This is a genomic window from Delftia acidovorans SPH-1 (assembly GCF_000018665.1).
GTDB classification, from domain to species: domain Bacteria; phylum Pseudomonadota; class Gammaproteobacteria; order Burkholderiales; family Burkholderiaceae_C; genus Comamonas; species Comamonas acidovorans.
The window spans coordinates 1673584-1694420 of sequence record NC_010002.1; the positions used below are offsets into that span (position 1 = coordinate 1673584).

14 protein-coding genes are annotated in these 20837 nt (G+C 67.3%); 4 read left to right on the forward strand and 10 right to left on the reverse strand.

The features are described 5' to 3' along the window. Positions 1 to 42 precede the first annotated feature (42 nt). From accC to DACI_RS07515, 4 genes are all read left to right on the forward strand, one after another. Positions 43 to 1407 carry an acetyl-CoA carboxylase biotin carboxylase subunit gene (gene accC, locus DACI_RS07500; RefSeq protein ID WP_012203425.1) on the forward strand — a complete coding sequence of 455 codons (1365 nt, stop codon included), beginning with the start codon at positions 43 to 45 and terminating at the stop codon, positions 1405 to 1407. Positions 1408 to 1491: 84 nt separating this feature from the next. Continuing rightward, complete coding sequence (gene prmA / locus DACI_RS07505; RefSeq protein WP_012203426.1) at positions 1492 to 2382, forward strand: 50S ribosomal protein L11 methyltransferase; 891 nt, start codon at positions 1492 to 1494, stop codon at positions 2380 to 2382. Between the two features lie 75 nt (positions 2383 to 2457). Further along, positions 2458 to 3885: a zinc-ribbon and DUF3426 domain-containing protein gene (locus tag DACI_RS07510; protein ID WP_012203427.1), complete on the forward strand. Its 1428-nt coding sequence runs from the start codon at positions 2458 to 2460 to the stop codon at positions 3883 to 3885. 35 nt (positions 3886 to 3920) lie between these two features. After that, complete coding sequence (locus DACI_RS07515) at positions 3921 to 4823, forward strand: carbohydrate kinase family protein (protein ID WP_012203428.1); 903 nt, start codon at positions 3921 to 3923, stop codon at positions 4821 to 4823. 97 nt (positions 4824 to 4920) lie between these two features. Here DACI_RS07515 and DACI_RS31870 read toward each other — a convergent pair whose 3' ends face one another. The 10 genes from DACI_RS31870 to DACI_RS07565 all read right to left on the reverse strand — a co-directional run bounded on the left by DACI_RS31870 (position 4921) and on the right by DACI_RS07565 (position 20720). After that, the gene (locus tag DACI_RS31870; protein WP_012203429.1) at positions 4921 to 5877 is read right to left on the reverse strand and encodes a hypothetical protein; all 957 of its coding nucleotides are present in this window, start codon (positions 5875 to 5877) and stop codon (positions 4921 to 4923) included. A gap of 177 nt (positions 5878 to 6054) precedes the next feature. Further along, positions 6055 to 7146 (reverse strand): ribonucleotide-diphosphate reductase subunit beta, encoded by a 1092-nt coding sequence (locus DACI_RS07525; protein ID WP_012203430.1) that lies wholly within the window; start codon positions 7144 to 7146, stop codon positions 6055 to 6057. A gap of 206 nt (positions 7147 to 7352) precedes the next feature. Then, the gene (locus DACI_RS07530) at positions 7353 to 10274 is read right to left on the reverse strand and encodes a ribonucleoside-diphosphate reductase subunit alpha (protein WP_012203431.1); all 2922 of its coding nucleotides are present in this window, start codon (positions 10272 to 10274) and stop codon (positions 7353 to 7355) included. 530 nt (positions 10275 to 10804) lie between these two features. Continuing rightward, on the reverse strand, positions 10805 to 11440 hold the full coding sequence (gene ampD, locus DACI_RS07535) for a 1,6-anhydro-N-acetylmuramyl-L-alanine amidase AmpD (RefSeq protein ID WP_012203432.1): 636 nt from the start codon (positions 11438 to 11440) through the stop codon (positions 10805 to 10807). Further along, entirely contained in the window at positions 11427 to 12968 is a 1542-nt protein-coding gene (locus DACI_RS07540) for a sigma-54-dependent transcriptional regulator (protein ID WP_012203433.1), read from the reverse strand. The genes ampD and DACI_RS07540 overlap by 14 nt, the downstream gene beginning before the upstream one ends. After that, the gene (locus DACI_RS07545) at positions 12968 to 14731 is read right to left on the reverse strand and encodes a sensor histidine kinase (RefSeq protein ID WP_012203434.1); all 1764 of its coding nucleotides are present in this window, start codon (positions 14729 to 14731) and stop codon (positions 12968 to 12970) included. The genes DACI_RS07540 and DACI_RS07545 overlap by 1 nt, the downstream gene beginning before the upstream one ends. 2 nt (positions 14732 to 14733) lie before the next feature. Continuing rightward, complete coding sequence (locus DACI_RS07550; RefSeq protein ID WP_012203435.1) at positions 14734 to 14994, reverse strand: PP0621 family protein; 261 nt, start codon at positions 14992 to 14994, stop codon at positions 14734 to 14736. Further along, positions 14991 to 15806, reverse strand: a complete 816-nt coding sequence (locus DACI_RS07555; protein WP_012203436.1) for a cytochrome C assembly family protein — start codon at positions 15804 to 15806, stop codon at positions 14991 to 14993. The genes DACI_RS07550 and DACI_RS07555 overlap by 4 nt, the downstream gene beginning before the upstream one ends. Before the next feature lie 83 nt (positions 15807 to 15889). After that, positions 15890 to 16816 (reverse strand): GGDEF domain-containing response regulator, encoded by a 927-nt coding sequence (locus tag DACI_RS07560; RefSeq protein WP_012203437.1) that lies wholly within the window; start codon positions 16814 to 16816, stop codon positions 15890 to 15892. Beyond that, the gene (locus DACI_RS07565; protein WP_012203438.1) at positions 16809 to 20720 is read right to left on the reverse strand and encodes a response regulator; all 3912 of its coding nucleotides are present in this window, start codon (positions 20718 to 20720) and stop codon (positions 16809 to 16811) included. Before DACI_RS07565 ends, DACI_RS07560 begins: the two co-directional genes overlap by 8 nt. Positions 20721 to 20837 lie beyond the last annotated feature (117 nt).

Here is a 20837-nt window from a genome sequence, read left to right on the forward strand (position 1 = left end):
CGGCCTGCGTACCGGCGCAGGCACCAAGTCGCGAGGACCTTCATGTTTAAGAAAATTTTGGTTGCCAACCGGGGCGAGATTGCCCTGCGCATCCAGCGCGCCTGCCGTGAACTGGGCATCAAGGCGGTGATGGTGTATTCCGAGGCCGACCGTGACGCAAAGTACGTCAAGCTGGCCGATGAGGCCGTGTGCATCGGCCCCGCGCCTTCGCCGCTGAGCTACCTCAACATGCCGGCCATCATCTCGGCCGCCGAGGTGACCGACGCCGAGGCCATCCACCCCGGCTACGGCTTTCTCAGCGAGAACGCCGACTTTGCCGAGCGCGTGGAAAAGAGCGGTTTCACCTTCATCGGCCCCACGCCCGAGAACATCCGCACCATGGGTGACAAGGTCTCGGCCAAGCAGGCCATGATCAAGGCGGGCGTCCCCTGCGTGCCCGGCTCGGATGGCGAGCTGCCTGACGATCCCGTGCAGATCCGCCGCATCGCCAAGGCCGTGGGCTATCCGGTGATCATCAAGGCCGCAGGCGGCGGCGGTGGCCGTGGCATGCGCGTGGTGCATACCGAGGCGGCGCTGATCAATGCCGTGCAGATGACCAAGGCCGAGGCCGGTGCGGCCTTCGGCAATCCGGCCGTCTACATGGAAAAGTTCCTGCAGAACCCGCGCCATGTGGAAATCCAGATCCTGGCGGACAACCACCGCAACGCGGTCTACCTGGGCGAGCGCGACTGCTCCATGCAGCGCCGCCACCAGAAGGTCATCGAGGAAGCGCCTGCTCCGGGCATTCCGCGCCGCCTGGTCGAGAAGATCGGCGAGCGCTGCGCCGCTGCCTGCAAGAAGCTGGGCTACCGTGGCGCCGGCACCTTCGAGTTCCTCTTTGAAAACGGCGAGTTCTACTTCATCGAGATGAACACCCGCGTGCAGGTGGAGCATCCGGTGACCGAACTGATCACGGGCGTGGACATCGTGCGCACCCAGATCATGGTGGCCGCAGGCGAGAAGCTGCCCTTCACCCAGCGCCAGATCAATGCCCAGCTCAAGGGCCATGCGATCGAGTGCCGCGTGAATGCCGAGGATCCCTACAACTTCATGCCGTCGCCGGGCCGCATCACCATGTGGCATGCCCCCGGTGGCCCCGGCGTGCGCGTGGACTCGCACGTCTACAACAACTACTTCGTGCCGCCGAACTACGACTCCATGATCGGCAAGATCATCGTCCACGGCGACACGCGCGAGCAGGCGCTGGCGCGCATGCGCACGGCGCTGCTGGAGACCGTGGTCGAAGGCATCAAGACCAATATCCCGCTGCATCAGGATCTGATGGTGGACGCCAAGTTCATGGAAGGCGGCACCAACATCCATTACCTGGAAGAGTGGCTGGCGCACCGCAACGCCAACAAGCGTTGAGCAGGTCGCCCGATTGACCCTGCATGCTGGCCCCCGGCGACGGCGGCCAGCATTTTCATTTATTGCATAGAAAAGGATGGGCCCATGTTCGAGTTGAGCCTGCTGTGCCCGGAAGACCGGGTTGAGACCGTCAGCGATGCGCTGGATGCGCTGGACGCCCTGAGCGTATCGGTGGAGGATGCCGACGCGCAGACCGAGGCCGAGCAAGCCCTGTTCGGCGAGCCCGGCATGCCGCCGCCCAAGGACGGCTGGCAGCGCAGCCGCCTGGTGGCGCTGTTCCCCTCGCAGCAAGCGGCCGAAGAGGCGCGTGATCTGCTGCTGCCCCAGGACTTCTTCGAGGGCTGCAGCATCATCGCCGTCAAGCAGGTGCCGGAGCAGGACTGGGTGCGCCTGACGCAATCGCAGTTCGCCCCGGTGGACATCACGCCCGAATTCTGGATTGTTCCCACCTGGCACGAGCTGCCGCCCGAGGCGCGCGTGAGCATCCGCCTGGACCCGGGCCTGGCCTTTGGCACGGGCACGCACCCGACCACGCGCATGTGCCTGCGCTGGATCGCCCGCCAGCCCCAAGGCAGTCTTGGCCGCACGCTGGACTACGGCTGCGGCTCGGGCATCCTGGCCATTGGCGCAGCCAAGTTCGGTGCCACCGACATCGACGCGGTGGACATCGACCCGGCTGCCGTGGAGTCCACGCGCTACAACGCCGATGCCAACGCCGTGCAACTGAAGGCGGGTCTGCCCGATGCCGGCAACGGCGAATACCGCACCGTGCTGGCCAACATCCTGGCCACGCCGCTCAAGGTGCTGGCGCCGCTGCTGTGCGGCCGCGTGGCAGCAGGTGGAAGCCTGGTGCTGGCCGGTATCCTGGAGCGCCAGGCCGACGAGCTCAAGGAGGCCTATGCGCCGTACCTGGCGCTGGAAGTGGCCGACAGCGAAGATGGCTGGATCCTGATGACCGCGCGCCGCGCGGCCTGATTTCCGGCCCGAGTCCCCGCGCGGCCGCCGCCTTCGTGGCGCGGGCCGCGAGCAGCTGCCTACAATCGATCGCTGATGAGCCAAGTCACCCGCTGTCCTGCCTGTGGAACCCGCTTCAAAGTGGTGGCCGACCAGCTGCGAATTTCGCAGGGGTGGGTGCGCTGCGGCGTCTGCCATGAAGTATTCGATGCCTCCGAGGATCTGCAGCCCCTGCCCACGGCACCTGTGAACGCGGCCGGCACCTCGGTGGCCGGCACTCCGGTGGCTGGCGGGGCAGCGCACAACCCGGCCGAATTCGAGGACGATGACATCCGCGAATTCAGGGAATCCATGTGGCTGCCGACGGCGCCGAGCGGATTGCCGGGGCGGGGCGCATCGGGGCCTGCTGCACCTGTTGCACCTGTTGCACCTGTTGCACCTGTTGCACCTGTTGCACCTGTTGCGCCCTCCGTACCTGCCACACCTGCCGCACCTGCGGTATCCACCGCAACCACGGCTGCGGCTGCCAGGGCCGAGCCTTCGCCGTCCATGCCGCCGGCCGAGGTACCGGCTCCACAGGCTCCGCCTTCGCCCCCTGTGACCGCGAAGGACCCCTCCGCCAGCGCCGCCGAAGAGTCGGGCAGCGCGCTGCCTGGAGCGTCGCTGGTGGACGAGATCCTGGCTGCGTCCCGGGCCGCGCCGAAGTCCCCGCCCGCCGCCCAGGCCGAGCAGGCCATTGACGGCCTGCTCGGACCCGAGCCTGACAAGGCGGCTCCTGTGCCCGCACCGGCAGAGGATGAGGAAGGCGCGCCGTTCACACGGCCCCATAAGCCATCTGACAAGCCATCCGACAAGTCATCCGATGCGCCTGCGCCGTCCGTGCCAACCGGCCTGCTGCGGGAATCGGAGCCGCAGGTGCAGGCCTCCGTGCCTTCGCCGGAGTTCTCCCGCTGGCCCGACAGCGATGGCGACGGCAGCGGTGAGGCTGCGGCCGCGCTGCCCGAGGCCGAGCCCGGCTTTGTGCGCCAGGCGCGGCGCAAAGCCTTCTGGCGCCGGCCTGCCGTGCGCGTGGCGCTTGTGCTGGGCAGCCTGCTGGGCGTGGGCGCCTTGGCAGGCCAGGTCATGTGGGGCCAGCGCGATGCGCTGGCCGTGCAGCATCCTTCACTGGCGCCCGCGCTGCAGGCCCTGTGCGCCATGGCGGGCTGCGAGCTGCAGCCACGCCGCCAGATCGGCGATGTGGTGATCAGCAGTTCGGGCTTTCGGCAGTTGCCGCGCAGCGGCCAGTACCAGTGGAGCCTGAGCCTGGAGAACCGTTCCGACTTCCCCGTGGCCATGCCCGCTGTCGAACTCACGCTCACCGATGCCCAGGACAAGCTGCTGCTGCGGCGCGTGATCCGGCTTGACCAGTTCGGCGCGCCCGTGCAGATCGAGGGCCATGGCGAGTGGAGCGTGACGGCCCCGGTCGAAGTGCAAGGCCTGGAGGCGGCCGTGGCCGGCTATCGCGCCCTGGTTTTTTATCCCTGAATCCCCCTGACTTTTCAAGAAAGCCGAGACACACCATGGCCGCTCTCATCTGCGGATCGCTTGCGTTCGACAACATCATGACCTTCGAGGGAAGGTTTGCCGACCAGATCCTGCCTGACCAGTTGCACATCCTCAATGTGTCCTTCCTGGTGCCCACGCTGCGCCGCGATTTCGGCGGCTGCGCCGGCAACATCGCCTACGCCCTGCGCTTGCTGGGCGGCGATGCCTGGCCCATGGCCATGGTGGGCAGCGACGGCGCCGACTATGTGCAGCGTCTCGACGAACTGGGCGTGCAGACCGCGCACATCGGCCAGCTGCAGGACACGCACACGGCCCAGTGCATGATCATGACGGACCGTGACAACAACCAGATCACGGCCTTCCACCCGGGCGCCATGATGCAGGCCCACGGCAACCGCATCACGCCAGAGCTCAAGGAGCAGGTGCGCGTGGGCATCATTGCGCCCGATGGCCGCCAGGCCATGCTCGAGCATGCCCAGCAGTTCAAGGCGGCCGGCATTCCCTTTGTGTTCGATCCAGGCCAGGGCCTGCCCATGTTCGATGGACAGGAGCTGCGCAGCTTCATCGAGCAGGCTGACTGGGTGGCCGTGAACGACTACGAGGCCCGCATGCTCAGCGAGCGCACGGGCTGGAGCCTGGAGCAGATTTCCGGGCAGGTGCAAGGCCTGGTGGTGACGCTGGGGGCAGAGGGCTGCGAGGTCTGGGTGCAAGGCGCCAAGACCCTGGTGGCGCCGGTGCAGCCCGCCGCCGTGGTCGATCCCACGGGATGTGGCGATGCATGGCGTGGCGCCATGCTGTTCGGCCTGGAGCGTGGCTGGGACCTGGTGCGTTGCGCCGAACTGGGCAACCGCCTGGGCGCGCTCAAGATTGCCAGCCGTGGCCCGCAGAACTACGTGCTGGACTTCGCCCAGCCCTGAAGCCGGGATCACCGGCCGGCGGCGCAGCCGCCGGCTTCACAATGAAAAAAGCCCGACTCCAAAGAGCCGGGCTTTTTGCTTTGAGACCGGAAAAGTCTCAGGGCTTGTTGCCTGTGGGGAAGGGCCATGCGGCTTGGGGAGCCAGGCGGGTTTGCGCGATGGGCGCGGGTGCGGCAGCGGGAGCTGCAGGCGCGGCAGCGGCGGGAGCTGCTGCGGCCTTCTTGGGGGCAGCGGCCTTCTTCGGGGCTGCAGCCTTCTTGGCGGGAGCGGCAGGAGCTGCTGCGGCCTTGGCGGGCGCTGCGGCAGGCTTGGCGGCTGCAGCGGGCTTCTTGGCAGCAGCAGGAGCGGCAGCCTTCTTGGCGGGAGCAGCGGCCTTCTTCGCGGCAGGTGCAGCAGCCTTTGTGGCAGCGGGAGCAGCGGCCTTCTTGGCAGCAGGAGCAGCAGCCTTCTTGGCAGGAGCAGCGGCCTTCTTTGCGGCAGGTGCAGCAGCCTTCTTGGCGGGAGCGGCAGCCTTCTTGGCAGCAGGTGCAGCAGCCTTCTTGGCGGGAGCGGCAGCCTTCTTTGCAGCAGGAGCAGCAGCCTTCTTGGCAGGAGCAGCAGCCTTCTTGGCGGGAGCGGCAGCCTTCTTTGCAGCAGGAGCAGCAGCCTTCTTGGCAGGAGCGGCAGCCTTCTTCGCAGCAGGAGCAGCAGCCTTCTTGGCGGGAGCGGCAGCCTTCTTCGCAGCAGGAGCAGCAGCCTTCTTGGCGGGAGCGGCAGCCTTCTTCGCAGCAGGAGCAGCAGCCTTCTTGGCAGGAGCGGCAGCCTTCTTCGCAGCAGGAGCAGCAGCCTTCTTGGCAGGAGCGGCAGCCTTCTTTGCAGCAGGTGCAGCGGCCTTCTTGGCAGCAGGAGCTGCGGCCTTCTTCACAGCAGGTGCAGCAGCCTTCTTGACGGGTGCTGCCTTGGCAGTGGCCGTGGTTTTCTTCACGGTTTCAGCCTTGGGAGCAGCCGCCTTTTTGGCAGTGGTTTTCTTGTCGGTGGGGGCCTTGGTGGAGGCCGTCTTCTTCGCAGTTGCCATCATCTTCTCCTTCGTTGATTTGCACAAAACACTTCGGGGTACGGGGCTCCGAAGCGATCCAAAGCGATGTGGAGTGACGCATCGCAATGAACACGGAGACGCCCCACGCCGCAACACCATCGGTATTGCAAAAGCGTGAAGCGCGTCATGGTTCGCATTGTGCCTGCAGAGAAGCGATTAATCCCAGGAAAGTGCGCCGCCGGTTTGATACTCGATGACGCGTGTCTCAAAGAAGTTACGTTCCTTCTTCAAATCGATCATCTCGCTCATCCAGGGGAACGGGTTTTCCTCGTTGGGGAACAGGGCCTCAAGGCCGATCTGCGTGGCGCGGCGGTTGGCGATGTAGCGCAGGTAGCCCTTGAACATCGATGCGTTCATTCCGAGCACGCCGCGCGGCATGGTGTCCTCTGCGTAGCGGTATTCCAGCTCGACGGCCTTGACGAAAAGCGCCGTGATTTCTTCCTTGAATTCGGGTGTCCACAGCTGTGGATTTTCGAGCTTGAGCTGGTTGATCAGGTCGATGCCGAAGTTGCAGTGCATGGACTCGTCGCGCAGGATGTATTGGTACTGCTCGGCGGCGCCGGTCATCTTGTTTTGGCGGCCCAGCGCAAGGATCTGCGTGAAGCCCACGTAGAAGAACAGGCCCTCCATCAGGCAGGCAAAAACGATCAGCGACTTGAGCAGGGTCTGGTCGGTTTCGAAGGTGCCGGTCTTGAAGGCGGGGTCCATGATCGCTTCGATGAAGGGGATCAGGAATTCGTCCTTGTCGCGGATGGAGGGGACTTCGAGATAGGCGTTGAAGATCTCGCCCTCATCCAGGCCCAGCGACTCCACGATGTACTGGTAGGCGTGGGTGTGGATGGCTTCCTCGAAGGCCTGGCGCAGCAGGAACTGGCGGCACTCGGGCGCCGTGATGTGGCGGTAGGTGCCCAGCACGATGTTGTTGGCGGCCAGCGAATCGGCCGTCACGAAGAAGCCCAGGTTGCGCTTGATGATGCGGCGCTCGTCCTCGGTCAGGCCGTTGGGGTCCTTCCACAGGGCGATGTCGCGGTTCATGTTCACTTCCTGCGGCATCCAGTGGTTGGCGCAGGTGGCCAGGTACTTTTCCCAGGCCCACTTGTACTTGAACGGCACCAGCTGATTGACGTCGGTCTTGGCATTGATGATGCGCTTGTCGGCGGCATTCACGCGCTTGTGTGTGGTGCTCGGCGCAGCCTCCGCGCCGCTGGGCGTGTTCGAGAGGGTGGCGTCGTCGTCAAAGGTCAGCATTGCAAATTTCTCCGGCATGCCCTGGGGCATATGTTCAGTTCATTCGGTGCGAAAGAGTCCTCTCTTTCTGCTCCGGTCAATGTAGGACCATGGGTGGCCTGGCGTGTTGAGCAGGCCCAAGGTCCATGGCGAAGATCCTGCGCATGGCGCTGGCTGGCGGGCAGGGCGCGGGGCCTGCGCCGTGGCGAGGCCCCGCGCTGCGCGGCTTACTGGCAGGCTTCGCAGCCGGGATCGTCGATGGCGCAGAACTTGATGTCCGTCGCCGGTGCCTGGGCGCGCGCGGCGGCTGCCGCGGCTTCCAGGGCGCTGGAGGTGTTCACGGCGGCAGGCTGTGCGGCGGCGGCCGAGGGCACGGCGTTGAGCACGCGGCTTTGCACCGTGGACTTCTCGATGTTGGTGGCGCTGGTGGTGCGCAGGTAGTAGGTGGTCTTCAGACCGCGCAGCCAGGCCAGCTTGTAGGTGTCGTCCAGCTTCTTGCCCGATGCACCGGCCATGTAGATGTTCAGGCTCTGGGCCTGGTCGATCCACTTTTGGCGGCGCGCAGCGGCCTCGACCAGCCAGGTGGGCTCGACCTCGAAGGCGGTGGCGTACAGGCTCTTGACGTCCTGGGGCACGCGGTCGATGGGGCGCAGCGAGCCGTCGAAGTGCTTGAGGTCCATGACCATCACGTCGTCCCACAGGCCCAGGCGCTTCAGGTCACGCACCAGGTACTGGTTGATGACGGTGAACTCGCCGGACAGGTTGGACTTGACCGACAGGTTGCCGAACGAGGGCTCGATGGAGGCATCGACGCCGACGATGTTGGAGATGGTCGCCGTGGGCGCGATGGCCACGCAGTTGGAGTTGCGCATGCCGTGCTGGCCGATCTTGGCGCGCAGGGCATCCCAGTCCAGGCGCGAGGAGCGGTCCACTTCCACATAGCCGCCGCGTGCCTTCTCCAGCAGGTTCAGCGTGTCCAGCGGCAGGATGCCCTGGTCCCACAGCGAGCCCTTGTAGCTGGAGTACTGGCCGCGTTCCTTGGCCAGCTCGGTGGAGGCCCAGTAGGCGTAGTAGCAGATGGCTTCCATCGACTGGTCGGCGAACTCGACGGCCGCGTCGCTGGCGTAGGCGATGCGCATTTCATAGAGCGCATCCTGGAAGCCCATCAGGCCCAGGCCCACGGGGCGGTGACGCAGGTTGGAGTCCTTGGCCTTCTGCACGGCGTAGTAGTTGATGTCGATCACGTTGTCCAGCATGCGCATGGCCGTGGTGATGGTCTTGCGCAGCTTGCCGTGGTCGATGGCGCCATCGACGATGTGGCGCGCCAGGTTGACCGAGCCCAGGTTGCAGACGGCGGTCTCGGTGTCGCTGGTGTTCAGCGTGATCTCGGTGCACAGGTTGGACGAGTGCACCACGCCGGCGTGCTGCTGGGGCGAGCGCACGTTGCAGGGGTCCTTGAAGGTGACCCAGGGGTGGCCGGTCTCGAACAGCATGGACAGCATCTTGCGCCACAGGTCCATGGCCGGGATGCGCTTGAACAGCTTGAGTTCGCCGTTGTCGGCCTTGGTTTCGTAGGCCGTGTAGGCGTGCTCGAAGGCGGCGCCGAAGAGGTCGTGCAGGTCGCCGACATCGGAGGGCGAGAACAGGGTCCAGTGGCCCTTTTCCATGACGCGCTTCATGAACAGGTCGGGAATCCAGTTCGCCGTGTTCATGTCGTGCGTGCGGCGGCGGTCGTCGCCGGTGTTCTTGCGCAGTTCGAGGAATTCCTCGATGTCCAGGTGCCAGGTCTCCAGGTAGGTGCAGACGGCGCCCTTGCGCTTGCCGCCCTGGTTCACGGCCACGGCCGTGTCGTTGACCACCTTGAGGAAGGGCACCACGCCCTGCGACTCGCCGTTCGTGCCCTTGATGCGCGAACCCAGGGCGCGCACGCGCGTCCAGTCGTTGCCCAGGCCGCCGGCGAACTTGGACAGCAGGGCGTTTTCCTTGATGGACTCATAGATGCCGTCCAGATCGTCGGGCACCGTGGTCAGGTAGCAGGAAGACAGCTGCGAGCGCAGCGTGCCGCTGTTGAACAGCGTGGGCGTGCTGCTCATGAAGTCGAAGGACGACAGCAGCTCGTAGAACTCGATGGCGCGCGCATTGCGGTCCTCTTCCTGCAGCGCCAGGCCCATGGCCACGCGCATGAAGAAGGACTGGGGCAGCTCGATGCGCGTCTTGCGCACGTGCAGGAAGTAGCGGTCGTACAGGGTCTGCAGGCCCAGGTAGTCGAACTGCTCGTCGCGCTCGGCCTTGATGGCGGCAGCCAGGCGGGGCAGGTCGTAGTTCAGCAGCTCGGGGTTGAGCAGCTCGTTGTCCACGCCCTTGCGGATGAAGCCGGGGAAGTACTCTGCGTAGGCCGCCTGGATGTCGGCCGGCTGCACGTCGCGGCCCATGACCTCGCGCACGATCGTGTGCAGCAGCAGGCGGGCGGTGACGTAGGTGTAGTCGGGGTCTTTTTCGATCAGCGTGCGAGCGGCCAGGATGGAGGCCTTGAAGACTTCTTCGATCGGCACGCCGTCGTACAGGTTGCGCAGCGTCTCGGCGACGATGGGGGCGGCCTGGATATCGGCGTTGAGGTTGCGGCAGGACGCCTCGATCAGCGCCAGCAGGCGGGCCTGGTCCAGCGGCACGCGCTGGCCGTTGTCGGTCACATGCAGCACGGGCGCCGGTGCGGCGGCAGCAGCGGCAGCGGCCTCGGCGGCCTTCTTTTGCTCGGCACGTTCCTGGTTGCGGCGGTCGCGGTACAGCACGTAGGCGCGTGCCACGTCGTGGTGGCCGCCGCGCATCAGGCCCAGTTCGACCTGGTCCTGCACATCTTCAATATGGAAGGTGCCGCCGCCCGGACGCGAGCGCAGCAGTGCGCGAACCACGGCCTGGGTCAGCTCGTCCACGGTCTCGCGCACGCTGGCGGAGGCCGCGCCCTGGGCACCGCGCACGGCCAGGAAGGCCTTGGTCAGTGCGACGGCGATCTTTTGCGGCGTGAAGGGCACCACATCGCCGCTGCGGCGGATGATCTGGTAGCCGTCCTGCACGGACAGGTGATGGGCGGAGGAAGGATTGGCAGCATCACCGTGCGCAGCGGGAGCCAAAGAATTCAGTGCTTCTTGCATGAGTTTCCTCAACGGGTGTTTGTGGATAGAACGGACGCGGACCTGCACTGGGGGCAGGCTTGCTGGGAGATGGAATCGATGGCCGGATGTACACACCGTTTTCACAGGGTGTGCACAGCTTTTGAACACTAGATATGGTGTCCGGCGTGCTCTCAGGCACTACCTGTAGTGTATCGCCGTCTCATGTACACGGGGTACTCACGGCCGGAAAACCGCTGTTTGCGCTGCGCCAAACGGGTGCGCAACCTACAAGCCAATAGCAGCAAAGGCCCGCTGCGCCGTGGCTTGCGGGCGATGGTCCGCCGCAAGCCGCGGCAGCCTTGGCCCTGCGCCGGTCGGACCGCTGAAAGCCCCATGGACAGTGGGGCTGCGACACATGCGTGAATTTGTAAAAAATGATCAGGCAGTCGGTGCGTGCGCCGGGCGCGCCACATCGGTTGCTTTCTGGATTGACAGAGCCTTTGTCCTCTGCCTGTGGACAAGCGGGATTTTGCGCAAGACCTGGCGGTGCCTGCGATGAGGGTGTGCGCTTACGTGGAGGGCTGGCCCGCGCCGGGCGGCAACTGCCAGTTCGCCGTGGCGGGGTGATGGGCCAGCAGCCCGCGCAGCCGGTGCCAGTCGAAGCCTGCGCCCGGATCGCATTTGCGGCCCGGCGCGATGTGCTCATGGCCTGCGAGATGGGCCACGGGGTAGCGCGCCGCGATGGCGTTGCACAGGGCATCGAGCGCCGCGTACTGGGCCGGCTCGAACCGCAGGCCCTCCAGGCCTTCGAGTTCTATGCCGATGGAGTCGTCGTTGCAGCGGTCGCGGCCCCGCCAGCAGGAAGCGCCTGCATGCCAGGCGCGCGCATCGCAGTCCACAAACTGCCAGACCTCGCCCTGGCGCGTGATGAAGAAATGCGCCGACACCTCCAGGCCGCGTATCCCCTGGTAGTAAGGATGGGCGTCCCAGTCGAGCTGGTTGGTGAACAGTTGCTGGACCGCACCCGTGCCGTACTCGCCCGGGGGCAGGCTGATGGAGTGCACGACGACCAGATCGATCAGCGCCTGGGCCGGGCGCTCGCCAAAGTTGGGCGAGGGCAGGTGGCGGGCCTGCTGCAGCCAGCCGCCTTGCCAGGTCCAGGCCGGGGCCTGGGTGGCTTGCGCCTGTGGATCAGGACTCGCCATGGCCGCCTCCGTCCGTCTCCGCGCTGGCATCGCCGGGCAGGGCGATGTTCAGCCGGTCGATGCGGTAGCGGATCTGGCGCAGGCTCAGGCCCAGGCGCGCGGCGGTGGCCGTGCGGTTGAAGCCGTTTTCCTGCAGCGCCTGCACCAGGATGCCGCGCTCGCGCTCGTCCAGCCAGGCCTGCAGGTCACGGGGCAGGTCGGCATCGGTTGGCGATAGCGGGCCGCCTGGCGGCACGGGGCGCGAAGGCGAGAGCGAAGGAGAGGGCGAGGCGGATGCAGGCGGTGCGGGCGGTGCAGGCGGAGTGCCGCAGGGCAGCTGCATCTCGGGATCTATGCGCAGCGGCCCGTCCTCGCCCAGCGTGATGGCGCGGTGCAGCAGGTTCTCCAGTTCACGCACATTGCCGGGCAGGGGCAGGCGGGCGATCTGCTGCACTGAAAGCTCGTCGATCTCGGGCATGGGCAGGCCGGATTCCTGCGACAGCCGTGCCAGCAGGGCGCGGCACAGGGCAGGCAGGTCTTCGCGGCGCTCGCGCAGCGGGGGCAGCAGTACCTCGATGACATTGAGGCGGTAGTACAGGTCCTGCCGGAAGCGCCCCTGCTGCACATCGGCAGCCAGGTCGCGGTGGGTGGCGCTGACGATGCGTACATCGGCCGCTTCCTCCTGTGCGGAGCCCAGGGGGCGCACGCGGCGCTCCTGGATGGCGCGCAGCAGCTTGGCCTGCATGGCCAGGGGCAGGTCGCCGATCTCGTCCAGAAACAAGGTGCCGCCGCGCGCCGCCTGGAAGTAGCCGTCGCGGTCCTGGGTGGCGCCGGTATAGGAGCCCTTGCGCGCGCCGAAGAACTCCGCCTCCAGCAGGTTTTCGGGAATGGCGCCGCAGTTCACGGCCACCATGGGACCGTGGGCGCGCTGGCTGCAGGCATGCAGCGCGCGGGCCACCAGCTCCTTGCCCGTGCCCGACTCGCCATGCACCAGCACCGGCGCCATGCCGCGGGCCACCTTGGCAATGCGCTGCTTGACGGCCTGCATGGCGGGGGAGTCACCCACCATGGCGTCCAGTGCGCCGCTGCCGTTGAGCACCGGGCTGGCGGCGGGAGAGACCGAAGGGCTGCGCGCCGGCATCACCCCCGGGGCCGGCACACCGCCCACGCCCTGGGCGGCCGAGGCCACGACCAGGCGGAACTGCTTGAGGTCCACGGGCTTGGTCAGGTAGTCGAAGGCGCCTGAGCGCAGGGCCTCGACGGCGTTCTCGGCGGAGCCGTAGGCCGTCATGACCACGCAGCGCTCGCGCCGCTGCTGGCTGCGCAGGTCCTGCAGCAGTTCCATGCCCATGCCGTCGGGCAGGCGCATGTCGGTGATGACCACGTCGAAGCGCTGGGTCTGCAACTGCTCGCGCGCCTCGCCCACGCTGGCGGCGGTCTCCACGCGGTAGCCTTCACGCAGAAGGGTCAGTTCATAGAGGGTGCGCAGATCCGGCTCGTCGTCCACGACAAGGATCGATGCGGCAGCGGGCAGGGAGTTCAAAGGCATCACACCACAATCTGATCAAACAGGGAGGCCGGCAGGGCCGAGGCCGGGCCGGCACGGAACACGATGCTGAAGGCATTGCCCTCGACAGGGCCGTGCGGCGTGGGCCGCGACAGCCGCTGGTAGCTGATGCTGGCATCGTAGCGCTGGCACAGCTCGCGGCAGATATACAGGCCCAGGCCGCTGGAGCGGCTTTCCGAAGAGAAGAAGGGCTCGAACAGATGGCGTTGCACCGTGGGCTCCAGCGCGGCGCCGTCGCTCCAGACCTGTAGCCAGATCTGGCCGCCGGCCGGCGCGCCGGTCAGCACCTGCAGCGTGTGAGGCTCGTGGGCATTGCTGCGGTAGCGCCGGGCGTTGTCCAGCAGGTTCACCAGGATGCGGCGCAGATGCTCGCCATCGAACACCACGGTCTTGTCCCTGGCGTCCAGCAGGAGCTGGATGCTGTGCGCGGGCTGGCCCTGGGCCTGCCATTCCTGGCAAACCTGGGCCACATGCTGGTCCAGGGCCAGCAGACCAGCATGCGCCTCGCCAATGTGCTGCTGGGCCCGGGCGATGTTGAGTACGTCCTCGACGATGCGTGCCAGGCGCTCGGCATTCTGGCCCACGATGCGGCACAGCTGCTGCTGGGCCGGGTCCTGCGCCAGATCCTCGGCCAGCAGGGCATTGGCCTGGGTGATGGCGGCCAGCGGATTGCGGATCTCGTGGGCCACGGCGGCCGACATGCGGCCCATGGACGCCAGCTTTTCCGTGCGCAGCCGCGCCTCCATCTCGCGCAGGTCGTGCAGAAAGACCACGCACAGCTGCTGCAGCAGTGCGGGCTCGGCCGCGTCGGCGGCGTCGGATGGGGTGGCGACCTCGGTCAGCCAGGTGCGCAGGTGCAGGCCCGTCATGCCTTCCTGGCCGATGGACTGCAGATGGATGGCGGCCGAGATGGGCAGGTTCTGGGCAAAGCTCTGGGCCACGGCGTCCTGCAGCCGCTGCCAGCCGGAATGCTCCTTGAGGGCAAAGGGCAGGGCATGCGCGTCGGCCAGCCCCAGCAGGTGCAGCGCGGCCGGGTTGGCCTGCTGCACGCGGAACTGGGGATCGACCACCAGCACGCCTTCGCCCAGGTGGCGGATCACCAGGGCATTGACCTGTTCCTGCGTCTGGGCCTTGCGGCTGCTGTGCTGGGCCAGGTGGCGTTCGCGCCGCACGCGGCGTGCCAGCTCGTGCGTCAGATAGGCCACCGCGAAATAGCCTGCGCAGGCAAAGCTGGCCTGGTAGTAGGCCTGGGTGCTTTCTATGCGGCCAGCCACGTCCTGCCATGCCACCCAGCCCAGGGTCAGCAGCGTGACGCTGGCCGTGGTGGCCAGGGCCAGAGTCAGATTGCCCAGCACGGCCGAGATCAGGATGGGAATGGCCAGCAGGGCCGAGTAGTTCAGCGGCCCGGTCTGCAGCATCTGCAGCAGGCAGATGACCGCGATGTCCACGCCGATCACGGGCAGCCAGTGCACGCCTGCGCGGGGCGAGGGCGGCTGGGCGCGTGCCGTCAGCCGCAGCAGCAGCGTCAGCCCCAGGTAGCCCAGGCAGACCAGCCAGACCAGGGAATTGCCGCCGGGCTGCACGCTGAGCAGCGCCAGCTGCAGCAGCAAAAGCGCAGTGGCGATGAGCACGCGGCCGGTCAGGAAGCCCTGCCATAGCCGGACAAAGGGGGCGTTGGCGTCGTGCGGCGACTGCGCCGCGGCCTCGTCGATGGTGGGTGGCTGGGGGGGGGCCGCGTCCTGCATGCTCAGCGCCGTTGCGCCAGGGTGCGGTGCTCTGCGCTGCAGTAGCTGCGGCCGGCCGCCTCGATGGCCTCGCTGCGCGGCAGGTGCAGGCCGCAGTGCGCGCACTCGACCATGTCCTGCGGTGCCGCCAGCGGCGCATTGGCAGGGTTGGCCGGGTTGCGTGGCGCAGCGGCCTGGCGCCGCTCGCGGGCCTCGGCACGGCGCTGGCTGCGCCAGACGCCTACGGCAATGATGATGACGATCAGGACCAGCAGGTACTTCATGTGGTGCGCTCCAGCAGCACTTCCATGACGAAGCGCGATCCCGCATAGGCCAGCAGCAGCAGCAGGGCGCCTGCATAGAGCATGCGCACGGCGCTGCGGCCACGCCAGCCAAAGCGCGCACGGCCGATCAGCAGCACGGCAAAGGTCAGCCATGACAGCAGCGAGAACACAGACTTGTGGTTCCAGACCCAGGCCTTGCCGTAGAGCTGTTCGCCGAACAGCCAGCCTGCGGCCAGCGTGGCCGTGAGCAGCACAAAGCCTGCGGACACGAAGCGGAAGGTCAGGCGCTCCAGCGTGAGAAGCGGCAGGCCGCTGTCATGGCCGCCGCCGCCCAGCCGCATGTGCTGCTCGGCGCGTGTCATCAGCGAGGCGTGGACCACGGCGGCCGCGAACAGTCCGTAGGAGGCAATGCCCAGTGCCAGGTGCAGCGGCAGCCAGGGCGAGGCGTTGACATGCAGGGGCGTTCCCGGAAACAGCGCGGCCATGAGCACGGCGGCCGTGCCCAGCGCGGACAGCGCCAGCTGCGCGCGCATCTTGGGGAACAGCTGCTGCTCGACGCCATAGACGGTGAGCACCAGCCAGGCCGTCATGGACAGGGCCGGTGCGAAGCCGAAGTGAGGCTGCTCCCCGAGCAGGCCCCAGGCCAGGGCCAGTGCGTGGAGCACCCAGGCCAGGCGCAGGGCAATGCGGGCGCCGGCCTGGCTGATGCGTCGGGCGCCGGCGGCCGGCACGGCATAGGCCACGGCTGCGGCAAGCGCCAGCATCCAGCCCAGGGGCGATACGTTGGCGGAAATCAGGGGGACGGAGAGCATCTTTCAATGATAGCTGTGGCTTTCCCGCCGCCGGTTGTGCAGGCTCAGAATCCGGGTGCCATGCCGTGGTTCGGCGCGCATTTTCAGGGCTCCACGGCTGCCTCGATGCGATTGCGCCCCTGGGCCTTGGCCTGGTAGAGCAGGCCGTCCGCCTTCTGCAGCCAGGTTTCCAAAGGCGCGGCAGACGGCTGCCGCACGGTGAGTACGCCGCAGCTGACGGTGAGCTGCGGCGCCGTGGGAGAGGCGGCGTGGGCGATGGACAGGCGCAGCACTTCCTGGCGGAAATGCTCGGCCATGGCCGGCGCATCGCTTTCGCCGGGGAGGATGAGCGCGAATTCCTCGCCGCCAAAGCGCGCTGCCAGGTCGTAGGGCCGGCGCGCATGGCGCTGCAGCGTGGCGGCCACGGCCTTGAGCGCCTCGTCCCCCTGCACATGGCCATAGCAGTCGTTGTATTGCTTGAAGTGGTCTATATCAATGAGAGCCAGGCCCACGGGCTCGCCCGTGCGCAGGCTGCGGCGGTAGGCGCGCTCCAGCACGTCGTCGAAGTGGCGCCGGTTGGCCAGGCCGGTCAGCCCGTCCACCATGGCCAGGCGTTCCAGGGCCTGGCGCTGCAGGGCCAGCCGTATCTGGTTGCGCACGCGCACCTCGACCACGGCGGGGCGTATGGGCTTGGAGACATAGTCGGCCGCGCCCAGGCGCAGGCCGTATTCCTCGGCCTCGGCATTGCTCTGTCCGGTGATGAAGATGACGGCGATATGGGCGGTGCGCTCCTGCGCGCGCAGCGCACCCAGCACCTCGTAGCCGTTCATGCCGGGCATGGCCAGGTCCAGAAGGATCAGCTGCAGGCGGTGGGCTTCGCGGTGGGCGATCACCAGGGCGCCAGGGCCGTCCTTGGCCAGCAGCACTCGGTAGTGGGGGCTGAGCAGCTCGGCCAGCATGCTGCGGTTCAGCCGCTCGTCGTCCACGATGAGGACCGTGGGCAGCTCCGACCCGGTCAGGGCGTCAAGCATCTGCAGCTCCCTGTGGGGCCATCCGGTTCGCGGCCATGCTCCGCGCCAGCTGATCGAGCGCCTGCAGCGCCGCCTCGGTTTCCAGGGACTCGGTGCAGCGCTGGATGCGCTGCAGCACGGACGCATGGCGCCCGCTGACCAGGGGCCGCAGCCGTTCCAGTTCGGCCACGGCGGCATAGTCGCTGTCGGCAATCTGCCGCCGCAGCCGAGCCAGCGTGGATGAGACTTCCTCTGCGGTCATCGGCCGCCGCTGCCGCTGCTGCCGCTGCCGCTGCTGCGAGGGCGCAGCGCTGGACACCGTGGCCAGGGGTGGCAAGGCCGCCTGCCTGGACCGCACGGCGATTTCCGCCAGCAGGCCCTGCAGCCCATCGGCCAGCGCCTGCACCAGGGATGGCAGATCACCGCTGGGCCGGGCATTCCCGCCCTTGCCGTCGCCTGACATGCAGGCATGCGCGCCGGTCTCGGCCATGGCCGACCATTGCTCCAGCAGGTTCGCGCCCAGGTAGCCCAGGCTGCCCTTGAAGGTATGCGCCAGCGACGCCACGGTTGCCCAGTTGCCGCTGCGCGCGGCGCGGCGCAGCTGTTGCGGCGCATCGGCAAAGTCCTGGGCAAAGCCTTCGATCGCATGCTGCATGCGCGGCGATTGGCTGGCAAGGCGTTGCCGCAGCTGCACAGGATCCCAGGCCGGGGCAGGGGCTGGGGGCGTGGGCCGGGAGGGCGGGGCCGGCGCAGGCGCTGCCGTTGTCGGGGGGGCTGCGCGCAGGCAGCGCTGCAGCGTCTCGTACAGCAGCACATCGTCAACGGGTTTGGTCAGATGGGCATTCATGCCTGCGGCCTCGATCCGGGCGCGCTCCTCGACATAGGCCTGTGCAGTCAGCGCGATCACCGGAAGATGCCGCAGCGCGCTGCGCGTGCGCAGGGCACGCGTGGCACTGAGGCCGTCCATGCCGGGCATGTGCACGTCCATGAGCACGGCATCGAAAGGCTGGCTGTCGAGCAGCTGCAGCGCCTGCAGACCGTCTTGCGCAGTCTGTACCGATATGCCGGCCTGCTCCAGCAGCTCGGTGGCCACCTCGCGGTTGAGCACGTTGTCATCCACCACCAGCACCCTGCGCCCAGGCAGGCCCGGGTAGCGCTGCTGTGGCGACGGGCCGGCCGCCGGGTCTTGAGGCTGGGTCGATTCGGGGTCCCGCAGCGCCTCACGGATGGAGGACCGCAATGCCGATGCGGTCAGGGGCTTGATCAGCAGGCCCCGCAGGCCAAACTGCGCGGCACGCAGCTGCACTTCGTCGCGCCCGAAGGCCGTGACCATGAGCGCGGCCGGGGTCTTGACCAGGTCCTGTCGCTCGCGCATGCGGCGTGCCAGCTCCAGTCCGTCCATGCCGGGCATGCGCCAGTCCAGCAGGGCCAGGCCATAGGGGGATTCCTGGCGTGCGGCCTCTTGAAGCATGCGCAGCGCCTGCATGCCGTCCGCCGCCGTATCGCAGCGCATGCCCAGTTTGCGCACCATGGCGGCCAGCGCCTCGCGCGCGCTGGCGTTGTCATCGACGATGAGAACGCCGGTGCTGCCCAGGTTGTCGTGGCCGTCCGGCAGCGCATCCGTGGCAAGCCGGACCTTGGCCGTGAAGCGGAAGTCGCTGCCCTGGCCGGGCTGGCTGCGCACGCCGATCTCGCCGCCCATGAGCTGCACCAGCCTGTGGCAGATGGCCAGGCCCAGGCCGGTGCCGCCGTGGCGGCGCGTGGTCTGGATGTCGGCCTGGGTGAAGGGCTGGAACAGCCGCTCGGCCCGCGATGCATCCAGGCCTATGCCGGTGTCGCGCACGCTCACGCACAGGTGGTGCAGGGGCGCTGCCGTGGTGTCCGCATCGGCATCCGCAGGCGCGTCCACCGGCGGCGGCGCCAGATGCAGGGAGATCACCACCTCGCCATGCTCGGTGAACTTGACGGCGTTGCCGACCAGGTTGGTCAGCACCTGGCCCAGGCGCATTGGGTCGCCGCGCAAACGGGGCGGCAGCTGCGGGTCCAGCGCATAGACCACTTCCAACCCCTTTTCCTCTGCGCGCAGCGCCGTGGAGGCCGTCACGGTCTCCAGCACATCGTCAAGGGCGAAGTCCACCTCCTCCAGCACCAGCATGCCCGCCTCTATCTTGGAGAAATCGAGGATGTCGTTGATCACGGCCAGCAGGGCGCTGGCCGAGCGCTCCACCTTCTCCAGGTAGCCGCGCTGGCGCGATGTCAGCGCGGTCTGCTGCACCAGGCGCGTCATGCCGATGACGGTATTCATGGGTGTGCGGATTTCGTGGCTCATGATGGCCAGGAAATCCGATTTGGCGCGTTCGGCCGCTTCGGCGGCTTCCTTGGCCTGCTGCAGCGCCTGCTCGGCCTCGCGTTCGCGGGTGATGTCCAGCATGATGCCGTCCCAGACCATGCCCTCCTGACAGCGCCGGGGAGCCGAGCGGCAGCGCAGCCAGCGGATCTCTCCGTCGGGCCTGATCACGCGAAAGCGGCAATCGAAGACCCGCAGCGTATCGATCGAGCGTTGCATCATCCCCTGGTAGAGCGGCAGGTCCTCGGGATGGATGGCATTCAGGTAGACCTGCCGATCGGCCATGATGGCGTGGGCCGGCACGCCGATCAGGTTCTCTATGCCGGCGCTGATGTAGCTGAGCCGCAGTTGTGTCAAGCCGCCTTCCAGGCGGTAGATGGCGCCGCTGGGCAGGTTGTCGGCCAGGGCTTCGAGGCGCATGCGCGCGTCCTCGCGTTCGGACAGGTCCTGCAGCGTGCCGCTGAGCGCGACGATGCGGCCTTGCTCGTCGCGCAGGGCCCGGCCCATGAGGCGGGCAGCGAACTGCCGGCCGTCCGGGCAGCGCTGGACCACATCGATGCTGTAGGACTGGCCGGTGCTGATGCACAGATCCACGGCAGCGGTGAGCCGGGCAAGATCCTGCGGCCCGAGCATGGCGCGCAGGGCATGGCGCGTCAGTGGCGGACCCTGGGGGTCCAGGCCGTTCATCACATACATCATCTCCGAAGCCTGAAAGTGCCCGGTGTCCAGTTCCCATGTCCAGCTGCCCAGGCGCGCCAGCTGTTCGGCCTGGCGCAGCACGTCGTAGCTTTTTTGCAGCTGGGACTCGGTCTGGCGCATGAGGGTGATGTCGCGCGCAATGCCCAGCACGCCCACGGTCCGGCCCTCGGCATCGCGATAGGGAATCTTGGTGGACTGGAAGATGCGGCGCTGCCCGTCGACCAGCAAATGATCGTCCATCACCACGGGCGCATCGCTGTCCAGCACCCGGCGGTCGCTGTCGGTGAAGCTGCTGTCGGAGAAAAGCTCCTGGTCGGTCTTGCCCACGATGTCTTCGGGCGCGCGTCCGGCAAAGCGCGCTGTGGCGGGGTTGGCGAAGGTGTAGCGGCCCTGCCGGTCCTTGGCGAAGACCAGGTCGGGCGTCTCGCGCATCACGGTCTCCAGCAGGCGCGTCGAGTCCTGCCACGGCCAGGTGCGGTTTTGCAGGTGCGGCTCAAGCTGCGCATTGGGCTGGCCGATCTGCTCGTCCTGGCCGGTGCGCTCGCTGAGGTCGTGCCAGGTAGTGAAGAAAAGCCGCCTGCCCGACAGTGACAGGCAATGGACATGGATCTCGGCGGGCAAGCTGCTGCCATCGCGGCGGATCAGCCGGCCTCGCAGAAGGGCCTGGCTGTCCACGACCATGTCCCGCCAGAAATCACGCGGCCGTCCATCCGGGTCCAGCCATAGGTCCATGATGCCCAGCCCCAGCATGGCGGCCTTGTGATGGCCCAGGCTGGCGCAGGCCTGGGCATTGGCATCGAGCAGGCCGCCCTGCTCGTCAAACAGAAGAAAACCGTCGGGCACACGGTCCAGGAACTGGCGATACGGCGTATCAGGCATGAAGACTCCCAGGCGGTAGCAAGCCAGCATTGCGGAATTTGATAGCCATAAACTATGGAAACATTGCGCATGTTACTGCTGGCCGGTGCCTGCCGTGGGGCACGGAAGGCCGGTACT

Excerpts from the sequence above, each read along its gene's own strand:
- DACI_RS07555 (WP_012203436.1), bottom strand. The coding sequence starts at position 15,806 with ATGCTCTCCGTCCCCCTGATTTCCGCCAACGTATCGCCCCTGGGCTGG.
- DACI_RS07550 (WP_012203435.1), bottom strand. The coding sequence starts at position 14,994 with ATGAAGTACCTGCTGGTCCTGATCGTCATCATCATTGCCGTAGGCGTC.
- DACI_RS07540 (WP_012203433.1), bottom strand. The coding sequence starts at position 12,968 with ATGCCTTTGAACTCCCTGCCCGCTGCCGCATCGATCCTTGTCGTGGAC.
- ampD (WP_012203432.1), bottom strand. The coding sequence starts at position 11,440 with ATGGCGAGTCCTGATCCACAGGCGCAAGCCACCCAGGCCCCGGCCTGG.
- DACI_RS31870 (WP_012203429.1), bottom strand. The coding sequence starts at position 5,877 with ATGGCAACTGCGAAGAAGACGGCCTCCACCAAGGCCCCCACCGACAAG.
- DACI_RS07525 (WP_012203430.1), bottom strand. The coding sequence starts at position 7,146 with ATGCTGACCTTTGACGACGACGCCACCCTCTCGAACACGCCCAGCGGC.
- DACI_RS07530 (WP_012203431.1), bottom strand. The coding sequence starts at position 10,274 with ATGCAAGAAGCACTGAATTCTTTGGCTCCCGCTGCGCACGGTGATGCT.
- DACI_RS07515 (WP_012203428.1), top strand. The coding sequence starts at position 3,921 with ATGGCCGCTCTCATCTGCGGATCGCTTGCGTTCGACAACATCATGACC.
- DACI_RS07545 (WP_012203434.1), bottom strand. The coding sequence starts at position 14,731 with ATGCAGGACGCGGCCCCCCCCCAGCCACCCACCATCGACGAGGCCGCG.
- DACI_RS07565 (WP_012203438.1), bottom strand. The coding sequence starts at position 20,720 with ATGCCTGATACGCCGTATCGCCAGTTCCTGGACCGTGTGCCCGACGGT.
- prmA (WP_012203426.1), top strand. The coding sequence starts at position 1,492 with ATGTTCGAGTTGAGCCTGCTGTGCCCGGAAGACCGGGTTGAGACCGTC.
- accC (WP_012203425.1), top strand. The coding sequence starts at position 43 with ATGTTTAAGAAAATTTTGGTTGCCAACCGGGGCGAGATTGCCCTGCGC.
- DACI_RS07510 (WP_012203427.1), top strand. The coding sequence starts at position 2,458 with ATGAGCCAAGTCACCCGCTGTCCTGCCTGTGGAACCCGCTTCAAAGTG.
- DACI_RS07560 (WP_012203437.1), bottom strand. The coding sequence starts at position 16,816 with ATGCTTGACGCCCTGACCGGGTCGGAGCTGCCCACGGTCCTCATCGTG.